Source organism: Myxococcus dinghuensis, assembly GCF_024198235.1.
Lineage (GTDB): Bacteria > Myxococcota > Myxococcia > Myxococcales > Myxococcaceae > Myxococcus > Myxococcus dinghuensis.
Genome location: NZ_JAKCFB010000013.1, coordinates 1 through 15910 on the forward strand (window position 1 = coordinate 1; position 15910 = coordinate 15910).

A 15910-nucleotide genomic window follows, 5' to 3' on the forward strand; every position below is an offset into this window, starting at 1 on the left:
GTCGCCCACGTCCCGCCGCCCGCCGCCGAGGGCGCGCAGGCCGTCGAGCCGGTCGCCGTGGCGCCGGTGGCCAACGGCGCGGAGCCGGGCGCCGCCACCGCCGCGACGCCGCCCCCCTCGTCGCTCCCGGAGCCCGCCGCGCTCCACGAGCAGGCCCCCAAGCTGGAGGAGGCCCACGCCGCGCTCCAGGGCCACGGGGCCACGGAGCCCGTCCGCGTGGCGAAGGCCATGCCGGACACGAACACGCGGGCCCGGCTGCTCAAGCGCATCGACTCGCTGGAGGACTCGGTGCCGGACCTGGTCGAGCGGGGCCGCGTGAAGAGCCCGGACGCGATGCTGAAGATGCTGACGAAGTACCGTCAGGAGGCCGAGCTGGCCCCCGACGCGGAGGCGCGCCGGGACATCGGCAAGAAGCTCAACTCGCTGGAGAGCATGTTCATCAAGCCCGCGGGCCGGTGAACCCGCGCACGGCCGCGCGCCGGGCCCGCGAGCGCGTCGCGGGGGCCCGGGCGCAGCAGCCGGCCGCTCACTCCAGGCAGGCCAGGCGCTCCGCCATGGAGCTGCGCGCGTTGGCCTCGCTCACCAGCTTCCAGCCGGCGAGGTCCTCCAACAGCATGTCGCGCTCCTGGCGCAGCACCGTGGGGTTCTTGCAGTGGCGGATCTCCCAGTACTTGTAGAAGGGGGGCAGCGCCAGCTGCAGCTCCGCCAGCTCCGCCAGCTTCAGCTCGCCCAGCTCCTTCTTGAAGAGGGTGAAGGCGGCGTCCTCCACGCCCACCACGCCGCGCTCGTAGTACTGGATGGACAGGTCGTAGGCGATGAGCTGGTCCTTCTGCATGAAGGAGTGCAGCCGGTGCGCGGCCACGGTGAGCGCCAGCGTGCCCTTGATGCCAATCGTCTCCGCGATGCGCATGGCCAGCAGCCGTTCGCACGCGCCGTCGCCCGGGGGCGCGGTGCCCATCGTCGCGCCGACGAACAGGCGCCACGCCCACGCCGGTCCGTCCTCGCGCGGCGTCTGGAAGTAGCGCGGGCACTCCATATGGCGGATGTAGAGCGCCACCAGGTCCTTGGGCAGGCGGGAGAAGTCCGGCCGGTTGAAGACGATGGGCCGGGGGTTCTTCTCGGACTGGCCCGCGCGCAGGCTCATCCGCTCGCCCTCGATGCTGTGCTTCAGCAACTTCTCGACGTCGAACTCACTCTCCAGTTGGGGGAGCTTGCTGGCCGTATAGAGATAGGTCAGCGGAATGACCACGCCGGCCAGGCCCAGCATGAACAGGATTATCCAAAGAAGACTCTTCACGCCCCCAGGCTACCAGGGGCAGCACGCGCCCGGCACACGGGTTAGAACCGCATCCACCATGTCCGACTGGCACCCGGCCACCGTCACCTCCCGTTCCCCCGCAGCCGACGGTCTCACCGACCTCGTGCTCGACGTCCGGGGGACGCCGCTCGTCGGGAGCCATGCCCACCCCGGACAGTACGTGCGGCTGAGACTGCCCGGCCTGGAGGCGGGCCTGTTCGCCATCGCCTCGCCGCCCGAGCCCCAGGGGGGCAGATGGGAGTTCCTCCTCAAGGACGGCAGCCCCCTGCCGGACGCCCTCATCCGCCTGCCCCTGGGCGCCCCGGTGCAGGCGTCCGCGCCGGAGGGCCCCGGCTTCCCGCTGGAGCGCGCGCGCGGGCACGACCTGCTGCTGTTCGCCACCGGCTCCGGCATCTCCGCCATCCGCCCCGTCATCGCCAGCGTGCGACGCGAGCGGGACGCCTTCGGCCGCGTGAAGCTCTACTTCGGCGCGCGCACGCCCGGGGCCTTCGCCTACCAGGGGGAGCTGCACGCGTGGGAGGAGGGCGGCGTCCAGGTGGTCCGCACCGTCAGCCAGCCCGGCGCCAGCGGCTGGCAGGGCCTCACCGGCTACGTGCAGGCCCACCTGGGGGAGGACCCCCTGCACGACGCGCTCGCCTTCGTCTGCGGACAGTCGAGCATGGTGCGCGGGGTGATGGACGCGCTGAGCGAGCGGGGCGTGCCCGCCACCCGCGTCTTCTTCAACTACTGAGCGGCGTCCGCCGCCACCGTGGCGCCCTCGGCGTAGCGCACGCCCAGCAGCACCGCCGCCGGGTCGCTCTCACCGCTGCTGCTGGCCACCTGCGGCGTCCACGCGGCCACGCCCACCCATTGCCCGTCCGGGCTGAACCGGACCCGGCGCACGGACCAGTCGACGGAGTACGAGCCCTTCGCCGCGGCGTCGCCTTCCGTGAAGAGGTACACGCGCTTGTCCCAGCCACCGGACACGAGCGAGCGCCCGTCCGGGGAGATGGCCGCGGTGGACACCACGCCCCGGTGCAGCGGCCACTTGTGGAGCACCTCGCCGGAGCCGGCGTCCACCACCGCGCCCGCGTTGAAGGGGCCCTGGGGCTCCTCCACGCCCTTGCGCTCGCGCTCGTAGACGGCGCGGTCGCGCTCCGGCTTCTGCTCGGACAGCCCCACGCCCAGCCTCCGCCCGGCCGCGTCCACGGTGACGTCGCTGACGTAGGCGGGGAAGCTGAAATCCGAGCGCGGCGAGAGCACCAGCGCCTCCACCGCGGGAGCCGCCACCTCCGGCGCGGCGCCCTCGAGCGTGAGGACGGCCTCGTGGCTGACCTCGTCGAAGGACACGCCCACCCGCTCCGTGAAGGGCGCGCCCAGCACGCCCTGCGTCCCCTGCGGCACGCACGCGTCGCACACGGCGACGTCCACGCCCGTCAGCGTCAGCGACTTGAAGCGCAGCGACTGCGAGCGCGCCAGCCGCGCCGCCGTCGTGCCCAGCGCGCCGGGCACGTCCACCGTCTCCTTCAGGAAGGGCACGTCGATGCCCGCGGCCGTGGCCACCTCGCTGGTGACGAGGATGACCGGCACGCGCGCGTCCAGCGCGAACGAGACGGGCGCCTTGCCGTTGAGCGAGCCGCCCACCACCGCGGAGCCCGCGCGCCGCTCGAAGCGCGCGCGCGCCGTCCCCGGCGTGGCGGACTCCTGGGCGGCGTGCCACGCGCGCACGTGCTTGTCCCAGCCGCCCGAGTACAGCGTCCCGTCCGGAGCGAACGCCAGCCCGCTCACCATGCCCGCGTGCCCGCGCGCCTCCGACGCGTGCGCCAGGTCCGGCACGGACAGCACGGTGAGCAGCCCCTGCGTGCTGCCCGCCACCAGCCACCGGCCGTTCGGGTGGAAGGCCAGCACGGACAGCGGCTCCTCGGTGAAGCGCACGCCCCGGGCCTCGCCGGTGGCCGCGTCGAACAGGCGCACCGCGCCGTCACGGCTCGCGGTGGCGACCAGGCCCCCGTCCGGCGAGAAGGCCACGCCCTCCACGTCCGACTCGTAGGGGTTGATGGCCGCGTCCGCCAGCTTGCGCGGCGGCGACCCCAGCGCCCAGATGGACAGGAAGTACGACTTGGAGCCCAGCCGCGTGTACGCCACGCGCCGCTGCCGGGGCGAGAAGTCCAGGCCCCAGATGAAGTCCGTGTTGTCGAGGACCGCCGCCTCGTCCAGGCCCGTCACGGTGCCGGTGACGTGACGCCCCGGCGCCTCGTCCAGCCGCGCCACCAGCTCCGGCGCGAGCCGCGCGTGGTGCGCGCAGCCGCCGCCCGTCGCCGCCAGCAGTCCCCCCGCCAGCAGCGCCGCCATCCCCTGCCCCACCCTCATGAGCCCGAGCCTCCCGTCGCGGAGGCGGCCTTCTCGCGCTCCTTGTCCACGTTGATCTCCGTGACGCCCTTGTTGTCGATGGACAGGAGGAACAGCTGCTTCACCGCCTCGCGCTTCTCGTTGAACGAGGTGCGGCCGGTGGCGCCGTCGAAGTCCTTCAGGGTGGCCAGCGCGTCGCGCATCTGCGCGCGCGTCCGGGGCGCGCCCTCCTTCTTGTCCGCGAGCTGGCGCAGCATGCGGGCCGAGTCGTAGCCGATGGCCTCCAACAGGCCCGGGTCCTTGCCCGTCTCCTGCTTGTACGCCTCGCGGTACTTCTTCACGAAGGTGCGCGTGGCCGGGCGCTGCGAGTCCACGAAGAAGCCGTCCACGTACACCGAGCAGGTGACGAACTTGCCGCCGCGCTCGATGAGCTCCGGCAGGCCCGAGCGCCCCTTGGGGCTGCTCCACTGGTTGGCGCCGAAGAGCGTCACCGTCTTCAGCTCCTTCTTGCCCGTCGTCTTGCGGATGCGCTCCAGGTCGCGCGGGTCGCACGCGTTGGTGACGATGTCCTCCACCGCGAGCGCCGGGGCGACGAGGCTCACGCGCCGCCAGTCGTCCGGCATGAAGATGGCCTCGAAGTCGATGATGGGCTCGACGCCGCTCTTCACCTTCTCCATCGCCTTGCGGCGGCGGAAGGCGTCCAGGTTCTCGCCCTGCACGTCGCGCACGCCCTCGATGTAGTCGAGCCGGTCCTCGAGGTAGTAGCGGCCCACCAGCTTCTTGGCCTCCGTGGTGAAGGTCGTCTGGTCGTGCGAGTAGCGCTCCGCGCCGCGCACCACGCCGCCGCGCTGGGTGACGTCGTCCCAGAACGCGTCCGCCAGCTCCACGCCGTAGGGGATGTTCGGGTACAGCAGGGCGAACTTCTTGAAGCCCTTCACGTTGATGGCGTAGTCCGCGATGGCGTCCGCCTGCGCGGCGTTGGTCAGCATGTTGCGGAACACGTACGCGCCCAGGTCCGTGACGCCCTCCTGGCGGCTCATGGTGAGCAGCGGCACCTGGAGCTCCTCGGCCACCAGCGCCGCGCGCTTGCTGTCGTCGCCCAGCAGCGGCCCCAGCACCGCGATGGCGCCGTCGTCGAACGCGAGCTGCTCCATCGCCTGGCCCGTCTTGTTGACGTCGCCCTGCGTGTCCTTGACCACCAGCTCGATGTCGCTGCCCTCCAGGCCCAACTGGATGCCGCGCAGCACCGCCTCGCCGATGGGCTGGTAGCGGCCCGTCATGGGCAGCAACACGCCCACCGTCCGGGGCCGCGCCTCCACGCGCCGGGTGGCCCGCGCGAGCAGCTCACGCGCCTGGGGCGCGAAGGTGCTGTGGGGCGCCTCCGCGAGGAAGCGGTTGAGCGTCTCCTCCAGCCGCGACCACTCGCGCAGGTGGTAGTAGACGCGCGCCAGCTTGAAGGTGAGGACCGGCCACGCGGGGTTGGTGGGGGACAGCCCGTCCGCCACCCGCGCGATGTCCACGAAGTCCGCGCGGCCCTCGACCAGCGCCTCCACCCGGGCCACCGCCGCGGCGCGCTCCTGCTCCGTGCGCGCCTGCCCCGCCTGCTCCACCGCCAGGGTGAGGGACTGGCCGTACAGCCCCGCGCCCTCCGCCGCCCGCGCCGCCTCCCGCAGGAGCTGCTCGCGCTCGGCGCCCTCGGCGCGCTCGGCCAGGCTGGACAGCGTCTGGTACGCGTCGCGGTAGGCGCCCGTCTCCATCGCCGCCAGGGCCAGCTTGCGCTTGGCGTCCTCGGACTGGGGATACAGCGGGTTCTCGAAGAGCAGCTCGTTGAAGGACTTGCGCGCGTTGACGTAGTCCTTCGATTCGAAGAAGAGCACGCCGGCCTGGTACAGCGCGTCCTGGCCCGCCGTCGTCGCCGGGTAGGCCTTGCGCACGGACAGGAACACCTCCGCGGCCTTCTTCTTGTCCGGCGTGGTCTGCGCGGCCTGCTTCGCCTGGGCGAGCGCCGCGTCCGCCGTGGCGTCCTTCTTCACCTCCACGGAGGGCCGCTGCGGGAACGGGTCACCCGTGGGGACGTCCTCCCCGGTCGCGCCTCCTGGCGTGGGGCGGGTGGTGCGGGGGCAGGCCGTCAGCAGGAGGGCCAGCGCGACGAGGAGCGAGCGGCGCAAGGTGGGCAGGACTTCCATGGCAGGGGGGTGCATAGCAGCGGCGGTGCGCCTCCGTCGACAACGGAGCACGGGGAAGATTCCTCGGGGAACCCCACCCGCGTTGCACCCTTCGTGCCCGCTTCCGCCACCCGCGCGGACGTTGACTGGCTCACGTTGCCGAGGCGTCCGGGCCACACCGCGTGGTCCCGGAGCCACGCTCGCCCGCCTGGGCGGGCGACGTCCCGCGTCAGCCGAAGAGCTCCTTCACCTTGGCGAAGAAGCTCTTGGACTGCGGATGCGACTCCTCGCCGGACAGCTCGGCGAGCTTCTCCAGGAGCTCGCGCTGCTTGGAGGACAGCTCCGTGGGCGTCTCCACCACCACGCGCACGTGCTGGTCGCCGCGCTGCTGGCTGTGCAGGTGGGGAATGCCCTTGCCCTTGAGGCGAAACACCTTCCCCGACTGGGTACCGGCGGGGATGGTCATCTTCACCTTCCCGTCGAGCGTGGGGACGTCGATCTTCGCGCCCAGCGCCGCGTGGGTGAAGGAGATGGGCACCTCGCAGAAGACCTCGTACTCCTCGCGCTGGAAGAGCGGGTGCTCCTTGACGATGACCGTGACGTAGAGGTCGCCCGGGGGACCGCCGCGGTCGCCCGGCTCGCCCATGCCCGCCAGGCGCACGCGCGTGCCGTTGTCCACGCCGCCGGGGATGGCCACCTCGATGACCTCCTCGGAGGGCACCTTGCCGGAGCCCTTGCAGCGCGTGCACGGGTCCGGCACCACCGCGCCGGAGCCGCCGCAGTCACCGCACGGCCGGGACACCGCGAAGAAGCCCTGGGTGTAGCGCAGCTCGCCCGAGCCGCCGCACGTGCCGCACGCGCGCGGCCCCGCGCCGCTCTTGCTGCCGGAGCCGCTGCACGTCTCGCACTTCTTGGGGCGCGGAATCGTCACCTTGGGCCGGCTGCCGAAGGCCGCCTCCTCGAAGGTGATCTCCAGGTTGTACCGGAGGTCCGCGCCGCGCGTGCTCGTCCGGCGGCCCCCACCCCGGCCACCGCCGAAGATGTCGCCGAAGATCTCCCCGAAGATGTCGTTGATGTTGACGCCCTGGAAGCCGCCGCCCGCCCCGCCGAAGCCCTCGAAGGGGTTGCCCGCGTGGCCGAAGCGGTCGTACTTCGCCCGCCGCTCGGGGTCGCTGAGCACCTCGTAGGCCTCCGAGGCCTCCTTGAACTTCTCCTCCGCGTCCTGGTTCCCCGGGTTCCTGTCCGGGTGGTACTGGAGCGCCACCTTGCGAAACGCGCTCTTCAGCTCCTGCGCGGAGACGGTCTTCTGGACACCCAGGACCTCGTAGTAGTCGCGCTTCTGTCCCGCCGCCGCTGGCATTCGCTTCAACCCCTGGAAATTGCTGAACTTTTCAACGCTGCGAAAATCCCTGGATCACTATAACGCAGCGAAACGCCCCAGCAATCCGGGCGCGGGAACGGCGACCGCCCGGGACCTGGGGGGTCACCGGGCGGCGGAAGGAAGGGGAAGCGGGTTGGCGCGGGTGGACTAGACGGTCCACACGCGGTTGGCCGTCAGCTCCATCCGGGCCAGCCGGCGCTTGAGGCCCGGGTCGACCGGACCGTTCGAGGCCCACTTGGGCACCACGAAGTGCAGCTCCGCGTTGTAGAGCTTGGCGGCGCTGGCCAGGAGGCTCCAGCGGTTCTCCGCGGCGGGCTCGTCCACCATGCCGGGTGTGACGATCTCCAGGATGATGGGGGTGCGCGCCGAATCCGACTGCCGGCAGGTGAAATCGGGACGGTGGTCCTCGATGGTGCCGGACAGGATGGGCGGGGGCATGAAGCCCGGAAGCCGTGCCTTGATGTCCGTGTACCCGATGGTGCGGAAGTACTCGGCCATGAGCCACAGGAGCCGCCGGCGCTCCTCGTCTTCAACCACCGGCTCGCAGCCCGGATTGAAAAGGACCTCTTTTTCGTTATTGGTGTCCATGGCTCCCATGAAGCTGTCCGCAGGGGCCAGGACGGGCAATGGAACGCACCTGCCTGCCGGTGAAGCCCGGTGGCAAGGCAGGCGGCGGGGCACACCGCGACCGGCGCGCCACTAGCCTTGGACCTCGCGGCGACTCGGTGACAGAGTCCGCGGCCGAACAGTGGCTCCCCGTCCTCCCGCACACGTCTATCGCCGAGTCCTCGGCTACCTGCGCCCCTACCGCTGGCTGCTCGCGGCGGGTGTCAGCGCGTCGCTCGTCGCCGCGCTGGCGACCTCCGCGTACGCCTGGGTCGTGGGCCCGCTGCTGCGCGCGGTGCTCACGGGCAAGCCCATCTCCGTGGCCGGCGTGTCCCTGCCCGGGGACACGATGCTCCAGCGGCTGCCGCTGGTGGTGGTCGCGGTCGCGTTCGTCAAGGCACTCGCCCAGTTCCTCCAGGGCGGGCTGATGCAGCGACTGGGCCAGCGGGTGATGGCGGACCTGCGCGGCTTCCTCTACGGGCGCCTGCTCGGACAGCCGCCCTCGTTCTTCGAGCGGAGGCACTCGGGCGAGCTGTTGGCGCGCTTCACGTCGGACGTGCCGCTGGTGGAGTTCTCCATCACCCAGGCGCTGTCGTCGTACGTGAAGGACGGGATGCAGGCGCTGGCGCTGCTGGTGACGTGCTTCCTCATCGACGCGCACCTGTTCCTGTTCACCTTCATCGTGGTGCCGGTGACGGTGGTGCCCATCAACCGCTTCGCGCGCTCGCTGAAGAAGGTGGCCGCGCGCTCGCTGCAGAGCCTGGGCGCGCAGACGTCGCTGACGGCGGAGCAGTTGCAGAACCTGCCGGTGGTGCAGGCGTACGGCGGACAGGCGCGGGCGCTCGAGGCCTTCGACGTGGAGGCGGAGCGGTACCTGGACGAGATGAAGCGCTCGCTGTTCCTGCGCGGCGCGGTGAGCCCCACGGTGGAGCTGCTGGGCATCGCGGGCGTGGCCATGGCGGTGGCGTGGGGCGCGAAGGCGGTGTCGGCGGACCCGGAGCTGGCGGGGCGCCTGCTGTCGTTCCTCGCGGCGGCGCTGCTGCTGTACCAGCCGGTGAAGTCGCTGAGCGGCACGCTGTCGCAGGTGCTCACGGGGCTGGCGGCGGCGGAGCGGCTGTTCGCGCTGGCGGACGAGCCGGCGCCCCCGGACGTGGGCGGGGCCGCCCCGCCGCTGGCGCGGGCGCTGGTGCTGGAGGGCGTGAGGGCGACGTACTCGGACGGGCGCGAGGCGCTGCGCGGCGTGGACCTGGTGGTGCCCGCGGGCAAGCGCGTGGCGCTGGTGGGCGCGTCCGGCGCGGGCAAGACGACGCTGTTCTCCGTGCTGCTGGGCTTCCTGCCCACGTCGGGCGGGCGGGTGACGTGGGACGGCGAGGCGCTGGACGGGCTGCGGCCCTCGAGCGTGCGCGCGCAGATGGCGTGGGTGCCACAGGAGCCGGTGCTCTTCTCCGGCACCGTGCGCCACAACCTGCGGCTGGGCCGGCCGGACGCGACGGACGCGGAGCTGTGGGAGGCGCTGGGGCTGGCGCACGCGGAGGACTTCGTGCGCGCGATGCCCGGGGGCCTGGACGAACCGGTGGGCGAGCGCGGCGCGCGGCTGTCCGGCGGACAGCGGCAGCGGCTGGTGCTGGCGCGCGCGTTCCTGTGCAAGCCGTCCGTGCTGCTCCTGGACGAGCCCACCAGCGCGCTGGACGCCGCGAGCGAGGCCGCGGTGGGCGCGGGCCTGGAGACGCTGATGCGCGGCCGCACGGTGCTCGTCATCGCCCACCGGCTGTCCACCGTGCGCGACGCGGACCTCATCGCGGTGCTGGACACCGGGCGCGTGGTGGAGTCCGGCACGCACGCGGAGCTGGTCGCGCTGCGGGGTCGCTACGCGCGGCTGCTCGGCGAGGGCGCCGTCGCCGCCTAGGACGCGGGTCGGCCGGGGCCCACGGGCCGGCCGCCGACCTTGCCTCCACGCATCCGCTCTGCCACCGTCCCCTCCGTCCGATGCGTCACCGGGAGCCCCTGTCCCTCAACGCCCTGCTGCTGGTGCCCGCGCTGGCGCTCGCGGCCCTGGCGTGTGTGGCCGTGTCGGCCCGGCAGTTGGCGTTCGCGGCGGCGGCCACCGTCACGCTGGTGCTCCTCCCCGTCGTCTTCCGGCTGTGGACACGGACCTGGTACCGCGGGCTGGTCCTGCGCGGGCTCGGCGTGTTCCTCATCGGCATGAACGCCCCGCTGCTCGTCGCGGGCGCGCTCGCCTACGCCCAGGTCGGCTGCGGGGAGGGCGGCTGCCCCCGCTTCTTCTTCCTGGGCGCGCTCGTCTCCCCCATCGTCGGCACGCTGTGCAGCGTCGCGTACTGGCTGATCGGTCGTCCCCCGGTCTGAATTACCAGATTAAGCAGGAGAGCCTACTCTCTCCTGGAATGCTTGTTCCTCTGCGGCTTCGTCTCGCGCCCGGCCTGTCCGTGGCGTCGTCCGTGCCACTCACGGTGCTCCTGTGGTGCTTCGCGCTGACGCCCTGGCTCCAGGGCACGGGGCAGAGCCTGGGCGTGGTGGAGGCGGCGGGTCCGTTCGCGGCGGTGGTGGGCCTCACGCTGCTGGTGGAGCTGCCGCTGTTGTCGGTGGCGCTGACGTGCATGAGCCTGGGGCGCCGGGTGCCGCTGGTGGTGATGATGGGGATGGCGACGTTGCCGTGGATGGTGGGGCTCCTGGGCACGGAGGTCCTGGTGGACCAGGCGATGCTCGGGCTGAACCGGCTGGCGGCGGGGGCCACGGTGCTGGAGGTCGCGGCGAGCACGGGCCAGGCGATGGCGCCCAGGCTGTTGGGGGCCTGGGCGAGCGCGGCGCTGCTGCTGGGCCTGTCGCTGGGGCTCGCGCTGGCGGGCCTGGGGCACGCGTGGGACGTGGGCACGGGCGAGCGCCGCCGCTCCCGGGGCCTGCTGCTGGCCAGCGGCATGACGGCGTCGCTGTCCGCGGTGGCGATGGTGGGCGCGCTGGAGGCGCGGCACTTCTTCGAGATGCTCACGGGCCTGGGCGCCGTGCCGGACGCGGAGCGCGCGGAGTGGGTGGCCTCCGGGATGGACGCGGCGACCCAGCTGCGCCTGGCGCGCTGGACGTTCACCACCCTGCTGGCGGTCCTGGGCACGCTCCTGCTGGCGCGCGGGCGCCGCAAGGAGCCGTCCGCCCGCCGGGGCTGGTCCGCGCGGCTGGTGCCCGTGGCGGTGGTGACGGCCCTGCTCGCCATGGACGCGCATCCGGTGCGCGCCATCGGCGCGAGCGCGCACGCGGCCCGCCACCGGGCGCGCGGCACCCTGCCGGACACGCTGGACATGCTGCGGCTGCTGGGCCTGGAGGTCGCGCCCGCTCAGAGCAGCCAGCTGAGCAACAGCAGCCCGAGCAACAACCCCACGCCGAGCACCACCACCATCACCGCGCCCTCCGAGCGCCGCGTCACCGGGGGCGGCACCTCGTTCGGGTGGGGCGCGCCGTACACGAGCTGAGCGGTCGCGGCGACGGCCGCCGCCTCCACCACCGGCGCGACGGAGGGCTGGGGCGACAACCCGGGCAGCGTGGGCTCCGAGGGGCGCTGCGACGCGGCCCGGGCCGCCTGGGCGGCCCCGGCCAGCTCCAGCCCCTCGCGCGCCAGCGCCAGCACGCGCTGGATGTGGAGGATGTAGCGGTCCTGCCCCGTGTAGGTCCCCAGGGCGAGCGCGGCGCGCAGCAGCCGGTGGGGCACGAGCTGGGGGTCCGCCCGCACCACGGCCGACGCGGTCCCCGCGCGGTGCCCCTCGCCCTCCCCGGGCTCCACGCGGCCGGTGCGCACGCCCTCGCCGCTGGCCCACATGTAGTGGTCTTCCAGCAGCGTCAGCTCCTGCCGGCGCACGCGCCCCTCGGTGTCCACCAGGGACATCAGCTCCGCGCCTTGCGTGCCCAGGTGCCAGACGGTGCGCAGCCCGTTCTCGCCGGGAGGCCCCTCCACCGCGTGAACGCGGCCGAGCGCCTGCACCGCGGTCTTCAACGTCTCCGGCGACGGTTCTGCCATCAGGAGGCGGAGACTAGGGTCGCGGGAGGGGAAACGGAAGACGAACGGGCCCTCGCCCGCCCGCCCCCGCCGCTCCCTCGCCCCACCCCGCCTGCGTAGCTTTGAACCGGGCGCGCGATGTGGAGCGGCCGACACACGGCCCGGCGCGCGACCTCCCGCACGGAGCCCGCCATGGCCATCCTCATCCCCGACCACCCCCTGGACACGCCCTTCACCGTCCCCGACAACCGCCCCGAGGTGACGGAGGAGGACGACGAGCGTTTCCTCACCGAGCTGGTGAGCTGGGACGGCCGCGCGCAGCACGGCGGCGGCCACGTCCCCGAGGACTTCGAGTGGACCTCCAATCCCAAGGAACGCCAGGACGAACTGATGGGCGAATGGCCGCGGGAACACTGATGCCGCGTGCGCCCGAGCGCTCCCCTGGAGTAAGCGTCCCGCCGCCATGAGCCGCTCCAAGGACCGAAGTGCCGACTTCCAGCGCCAGTTCGAGGGCGCCCAGACACTCGACGGACTGCTGGACCTCTCCGGCAGCGCGCTGGACACCGCCCAGGTGCTCGAGGTCATGCGGGCCGCGCATGCCGAGGGCCGCCCGCACAGCGATGTCATCCCGGACCTCTTCGAGGAGGAGCCGCGCTTCCCCTCGCCGGACATCGCGCGGCGGCTGTACCAGAACCTGCTGGGGCTCTGGGACCTGGTGGAGGAGGGGCGGCCGGTGCGGCTGGACGAGGAGCGCCCGCCGAGGCCCCGGAAGGTGAAGCCGGTGCCGCCGGAGACCTTCCATCCGGGCGAGCCGTCCGGCGAATTCGTCGAGGCGGCGTGGCGTTATCTGGAGGATGACGAGAAGTCGCGCACGCGGCTGCTCCACGCCTTCGAGAACCGACAGGACGCCATGCTGGGCGCGCTTGACGCGGCGGGGCTCACGGACGAAGGATACGGCGTCGCCCGCCACCTGCTCTTCGAGCTGTACGCCATGCTGGAGCTGGGTTGGCCGCCGGGAGTCGCATCCGTGCCTCCGGCGGCGCTCGAGACGCGGACGACGGCTCCACCGGTGCCTGCGGCCCTGCAGCAGTACGCGGACGAGGCGCTCTTCGAGGCGGAGCAGGACGAGGAGCAGCCCCTGTCCTCACAGGAGCTGGAGGCGGTGCGGCCTCTCGTCCAACGCGGACTCGCCGCGCTGTGGAGCGCGCGCAAGGGGAGATGAAGGATGGCCAAGGACAGGGACGACAACGGCGGCGGCTTCTCCGGGAAGCGCAACAAGAGCTGGCGTGAAATCGACGCCCAGCGGGGCAAGGGCAGCAAGTACACCTCCCGGCAGGACGACCCCGCCCAGCAGAAGATCGAACGCAGCGCGAGCTACCAGAAGTACAAGGCCGCCGCGGACGCGCTCTTCACCGGGGGCGAGCTGCCCGAGGGGCTGGCGAAGACGTTCGACCCCGAGGGCAAGCGCAAGGCCCAGAAGCAGGCCATGCAGAAGGTCACGGAGTCCGAGACGCGCGCCGACTGGGTGAAGGCCGTGGTGGACTACCTGGAGAAGTACCCGGAGCTGCCCGAGGACGCGTACTTCCTCGACAGCCTGCTGGACCACCCGCGCGAGCGCATCGTGGACAAGGCGCTGGCCAAGCTGGAGGTGCTGGCGGAGGAAGGCAAGCTGAAGGCGAAGGTGCCGCAGAGCCTGGATCAACGCCTGAAGTCCGTGGAGCTGACCAGCATGGACCCCGACATGCAGGGCCGCGCCAAGACGCTGCGCGAGCGGCTGCGCGCCTGAGCGCGGCGGCGGCCCGCACGGGGCGACGCGACACAAACCTGACACACGGCTGACGGGGCCCGGGGCCAGGGTGTCCTCATCGGCGCCGAGGCGCGCCGGAGGAGCCTGGTCATGGGGCATCGTGTGAACTGGTTCGAGATTCCGGTCGTGGACCTCGACCGCGCCACCCGCTTCTACGAGTCGGTCCTGGGGACGACGCTGCGGGTGGAGGACTTCCACGGGGCCCGCATCGCGGTGTTCACGCGCAAGGCCGCGGAGGACGTGACGGGGGCGCTCGTGCTGGCGCCGGAGCTGCGGCCCTCCCACCAGGGCAGCCGCGTGTACCTGGACGCGGGAGGCGACCTGGACGGCTGCCTGCGCCGCGTCGCGCCCGCCGGGGGCAAGGTGCTGGTGGGGCGCAGGTCGCTGGGAAGCCACGGCGCGTTCGCCGTGCTGGAGGACACCGAGGGCAACGCCGTGGCGCTGCACGTCCCCGCGCCGAGGTGACCGCGCGCATGGGCGACGTCAAGGCGCAGGCGTGACAGTCGAGGTGACCGCGCGCACGGGCGACGTCAAGGCGCAGGCGCGGCGTCCGACGCGCGGGCGCGGCGATGGAGGAGGACAACGGAGCGCAGTCCGCTCGCGGCGGCCTCGTCCACGATGCGCAGCTCCTCACCTGGGCGCGTGTAGAGGGCGCGCTCCCCTTCCGCGAGCCGCCACCCGGCGCGCGTCAGCTCCCGCGCGTAGTAGGCCTGGAGGTCGGTCGAGGACATGGGCACGAGGAAGGACAACGTGCGCGACCCCTCGTCCGACACGCGCAGGGCGTCGCGCGAGCCCGGGGGCATGGGCGCCACGTCTCCCTCGGCGGAGGGCTCCCGGCGCAGGGCGTGGTTGGCCTCGCCCAGGTAGACCAGGGTGAGCGTGGGGGACCGCGGCTGGAGGATGACGGTGTAGGTGAGGCCCTGGAAGATGTCGACGGCGGTGAGCATGGCCGCGCCGCTGGCGAGCTGCGGCTGCTCGTTGCCGGGGGGGACGTGGAGGCCGCCGTCGCGGAACGCGTCCGCGAAGCGCTGCACGAGGGCCTGGATGGGCTCCTTCACCACCACCGCGCGCAGCACCACGGGGACGCCGCCCGCCTCGATGACCTCGCTGGCGTCCACCTGCTCGAGCACCGTCAACGACGGCCACGCGAAGCGCTTCGTCGGCGCGGAGGCCGGAGCCTTCGCGCCGGCACGCGCTCCCACGGGAGCCGGGGGCTGCTTCGCGCTGGAGCGGGCCCCGGTGGACACCGACGGCTTCGCCTGGGCGCTCCGGGCGTCCCGTGCCGACTCGGCGTGGACCGGCGCCGCGGCACCGACCCACCCGACCAGCGCCAGCGCGACGAGCCGGGTCCTCACCGCGTCCGCACGCCTCCGAGCCAACTGTCGCGCCGGTTGACGTCGTACGGCCGCGCCAGGTTGCGCGCGCGGAAGGGCGTGGTCTCCCAGACGGACTGGCCTCCCGCGTGGGTGCCACCGATGTCGTCCTCGTACTGGTCTTCATGGCCGCGGAAGCTCATGAAGAACTGGTCCTCGTTGACCGACTCCGCGCCCACCAGCCCCGCCAGCGCCGAGCCCGCGCTCCCGCCACCGCCGTTGCGGCGGTACACCCGCTCCGCCCAGAGGTAGTAGTCCTGGTTGCCGCACGCCGCGCCGCTGTTGACGCTCAGCGGACACGCGCGGCCCTCCGCCACCGTCGACAGGCCCCAGTCGTCCAGGAGCAGGGAGAACTGGCCCGGGCACTGCGCGCCGTTGGCCCGCCCCGCCGCGCAGACGGTGAAGGCCGCCGCCGCGTCGCGCTGGGACTCGCGGAAGAAGCGCGGCTCCATGAAGCGACCGATGCGCTCGGCGCGCATGCGCGCGGACGCCGAGCACCGCATGCCGGACGCGCGCACGGTCATCGCCCCCGACAGCATCGTGCCCGCGCGGGCCGGCGTCAGGTCGGGCACCCCGGCCGGCAGGGACGTGTCGCAGTCCACCTGGATGGGCTGCGAGCGCGCGATGGCCAGTTGGAGGGTGACGCCCTCTCCCGCCATGCGCTTGCGCCCGTCGAAGTCCGCGTAGCGCTCGTTCGCCTCCTTCGCCGCCGCGGTGATGGCGCCCGGCCGCTGCCACTCGCCGGCCGCCGGGTCGTGCATCACGCGGCCCGTGGCGTTCCACAGCGCGAAGTTGGCGGCCTCCTGCACCTTGAGGGTCAGCGCGCCCACCTCCGCGAAGTAGATGCCGAACAGCAGGATGGTCACGAACACCATCAAGCCCAGCGCCGTCTCCACCAGGGACTGGCCCCGGTCTGCTCGCGAGCGTCGCAT

Annotated in this window: 15 protein-coding genes and 1 pseudogene; 8 read left to right on the plus strand and 8 right to left on the minus strand. The window is 72.9% G+C overall.

What is annotated here, in order from left to right:
• Nucleotides 1-459, plus strand: a pseudogene (locus LZ198_RS18605) (hypothetical protein); the annotation flags it as partial.
• 67 nt (nt 460-526) lie between these two features.
• On the opposite strand, the gene LZ198_RS18610 reads toward LZ198_RS18605, so the two are convergent.
• Nucleotides 527-1267, minus strand: a complete 741-nt coding sequence (locus tag LZ198_RS18610; RefSeq protein WP_253973344.1) for a transglycosylase domain-containing protein — start codon at nt 1265-1267, stop codon at nt 527-529.
• Between the two features lie 88 nt (nt 1268-1355).
• Between LZ198_RS18610 and LZ198_RS18615 the strand changes: the two genes are divergently transcribed.
• Nucleotides 1356-2048 (plus strand): ferredoxin reductase domain-containing protein, encoded by a 693-nt coding sequence (locus LZ198_RS18615; RefSeq protein ID WP_253973345.1) that lies wholly within the window; start codon nt 1356-1358, stop codon nt 2046-2048.
• On the opposite strand, the gene LZ198_RS18620 is transcribed toward LZ198_RS18615, so the two are convergent.
• From LZ198_RS18620 to LZ198_RS18635, 4 genes are all read right to left on the minus strand, one after another.
• Complete coding sequence (locus tag LZ198_RS18620) at nt 2042-3667, minus strand: aspartyl protease family protein (RefSeq protein ID WP_253973346.1); 1626 nt, start codon at nt 3665-3667, stop codon at nt 2042-2044. The two genes, LZ198_RS18615 and LZ198_RS18620, sit on opposite strands and share 7 nt — an antisense overlap.
• A complete protein-coding gene (locus tag LZ198_RS18625; RefSeq protein WP_253973347.1) occupies nt 3664-5832 on the minus strand; it encodes an ABC transporter substrate-binding protein in 2169 nt (722 codons plus the stop codon). The genes LZ198_RS18620 and LZ198_RS18625 overlap by 4 nt, the downstream gene beginning before the upstream one ends.
• A gap of 208 nt (nt 5833-6040) precedes the next feature.
• Nucleotides 6041-7171: a molecular chaperone DnaJ gene (gene dnaJ, locus LZ198_RS18630; RefSeq protein ID WP_253973507.1), complete on the minus strand. Its 1131-nt coding sequence runs from the start codon at nt 7169-7171 to the stop codon at nt 6041-6043.
• Nucleotides 7172-7339: 168 nt separating this feature from the next.
• On the minus strand, nt 7340-7780 hold the full coding sequence (locus LZ198_RS18635; RefSeq protein WP_253973348.1) for a hypothetical protein: 441 nt from the start codon (nt 7778-7780) through the stop codon (nt 7340-7342).
• A 160-nt stretch (nt 7781-7940) separates the two neighbouring features.
• On the opposite strand from LZ198_RS18635, the gene LZ198_RS18640 reads away from it, so the two are divergent.
• Together LZ198_RS18640 and LZ198_RS18645 are read left to right on the plus strand one after the other, a co-directional pair.
• Entirely contained in the window at nt 7941-9704 is a 1764-nt protein-coding gene (locus tag LZ198_RS18640) for an ABC transporter ATP-binding protein (protein WP_253973349.1), read from the plus strand.
• 80 nt (nt 9705-9784) lie between these two features.
• Complete coding sequence (locus LZ198_RS18645; RefSeq protein ID WP_253973350.1) at nt 9785-10162, plus strand: hypothetical protein; 378 nt, start codon at nt 9785-9787, stop codon at nt 10160-10162.
• A 979-nt stretch (nt 10163-11141) separates the two neighbouring features.
• On the opposite strand, the gene LZ198_RS18650 is transcribed toward LZ198_RS18645, so the two are convergent.
• A complete protein-coding gene (locus LZ198_RS18650) occupies nt 11142-11819 on the minus strand; it encodes a hypothetical protein (protein ID WP_253973351.1) in 678 nt (225 codons plus the stop codon).
• A gap of 171 nt (nt 11820-11990) precedes the next feature.
• On the opposite strand from LZ198_RS18650, the gene LZ198_RS18655 reads away from it, so the two are divergent.
• From LZ198_RS18655 to LZ198_RS18670, 4 genes are all read left to right on the plus strand, one after another.
• Nucleotides 11991-12215 (plus strand): hypothetical protein, encoded by a 225-nt coding sequence (locus LZ198_RS18655; RefSeq protein WP_253973352.1) that lies wholly within the window; start codon nt 11991-11993, stop codon nt 12213-12215.
• Between the two features lie 46 nt (nt 12216-12261).
• Nucleotides 12262-13020, plus strand: coding sequence for a hypothetical protein (locus LZ198_RS18660; protein WP_253973353.1), 759 nt, complete (start codon nt 12262-12264; stop codon nt 13018-13020).
• A 3-nt stretch (nt 13021-13023) separates the two neighbouring features.
• A complete protein-coding gene (locus tag LZ198_RS18665; RefSeq protein ID WP_253973354.1) occupies nt 13024-13584 on the plus strand; it encodes a hypothetical protein in 561 nt (186 codons plus the stop codon).
• A gap of 111 nt (nt 13585-13695) precedes the next feature.
• Complete coding sequence (locus LZ198_RS18670) at nt 13696-14070, plus strand: VOC family protein (protein ID WP_253973355.1); 375 nt, start codon at nt 13696-13698, stop codon at nt 14068-14070.
• 65 nt (nt 14071-14135) lie between these two features.
• Here LZ198_RS18670 and LZ198_RS18675 read toward each other — a convergent pair whose 3' ends face one another.
• Together LZ198_RS18675 and LZ198_RS18680 are read right to left on the minus strand one after the other, a co-directional pair.
• Nucleotides 14136-14960: a hypothetical protein gene (locus LZ198_RS18675; RefSeq protein ID WP_253973356.1), complete on the minus strand. Its 825-nt coding sequence runs from the start codon at nt 14958-14960 to the stop codon at nt 14136-14138.
• Nucleotides 14957-15910, minus strand: a complete 954-nt coding sequence (locus LZ198_RS18680) for a hypothetical protein (protein WP_253973357.1) — start codon at nt 15908-15910, stop codon at nt 14957-14959. Before LZ198_RS18680 ends, LZ198_RS18675 begins: the two co-directional genes overlap by 4 nt.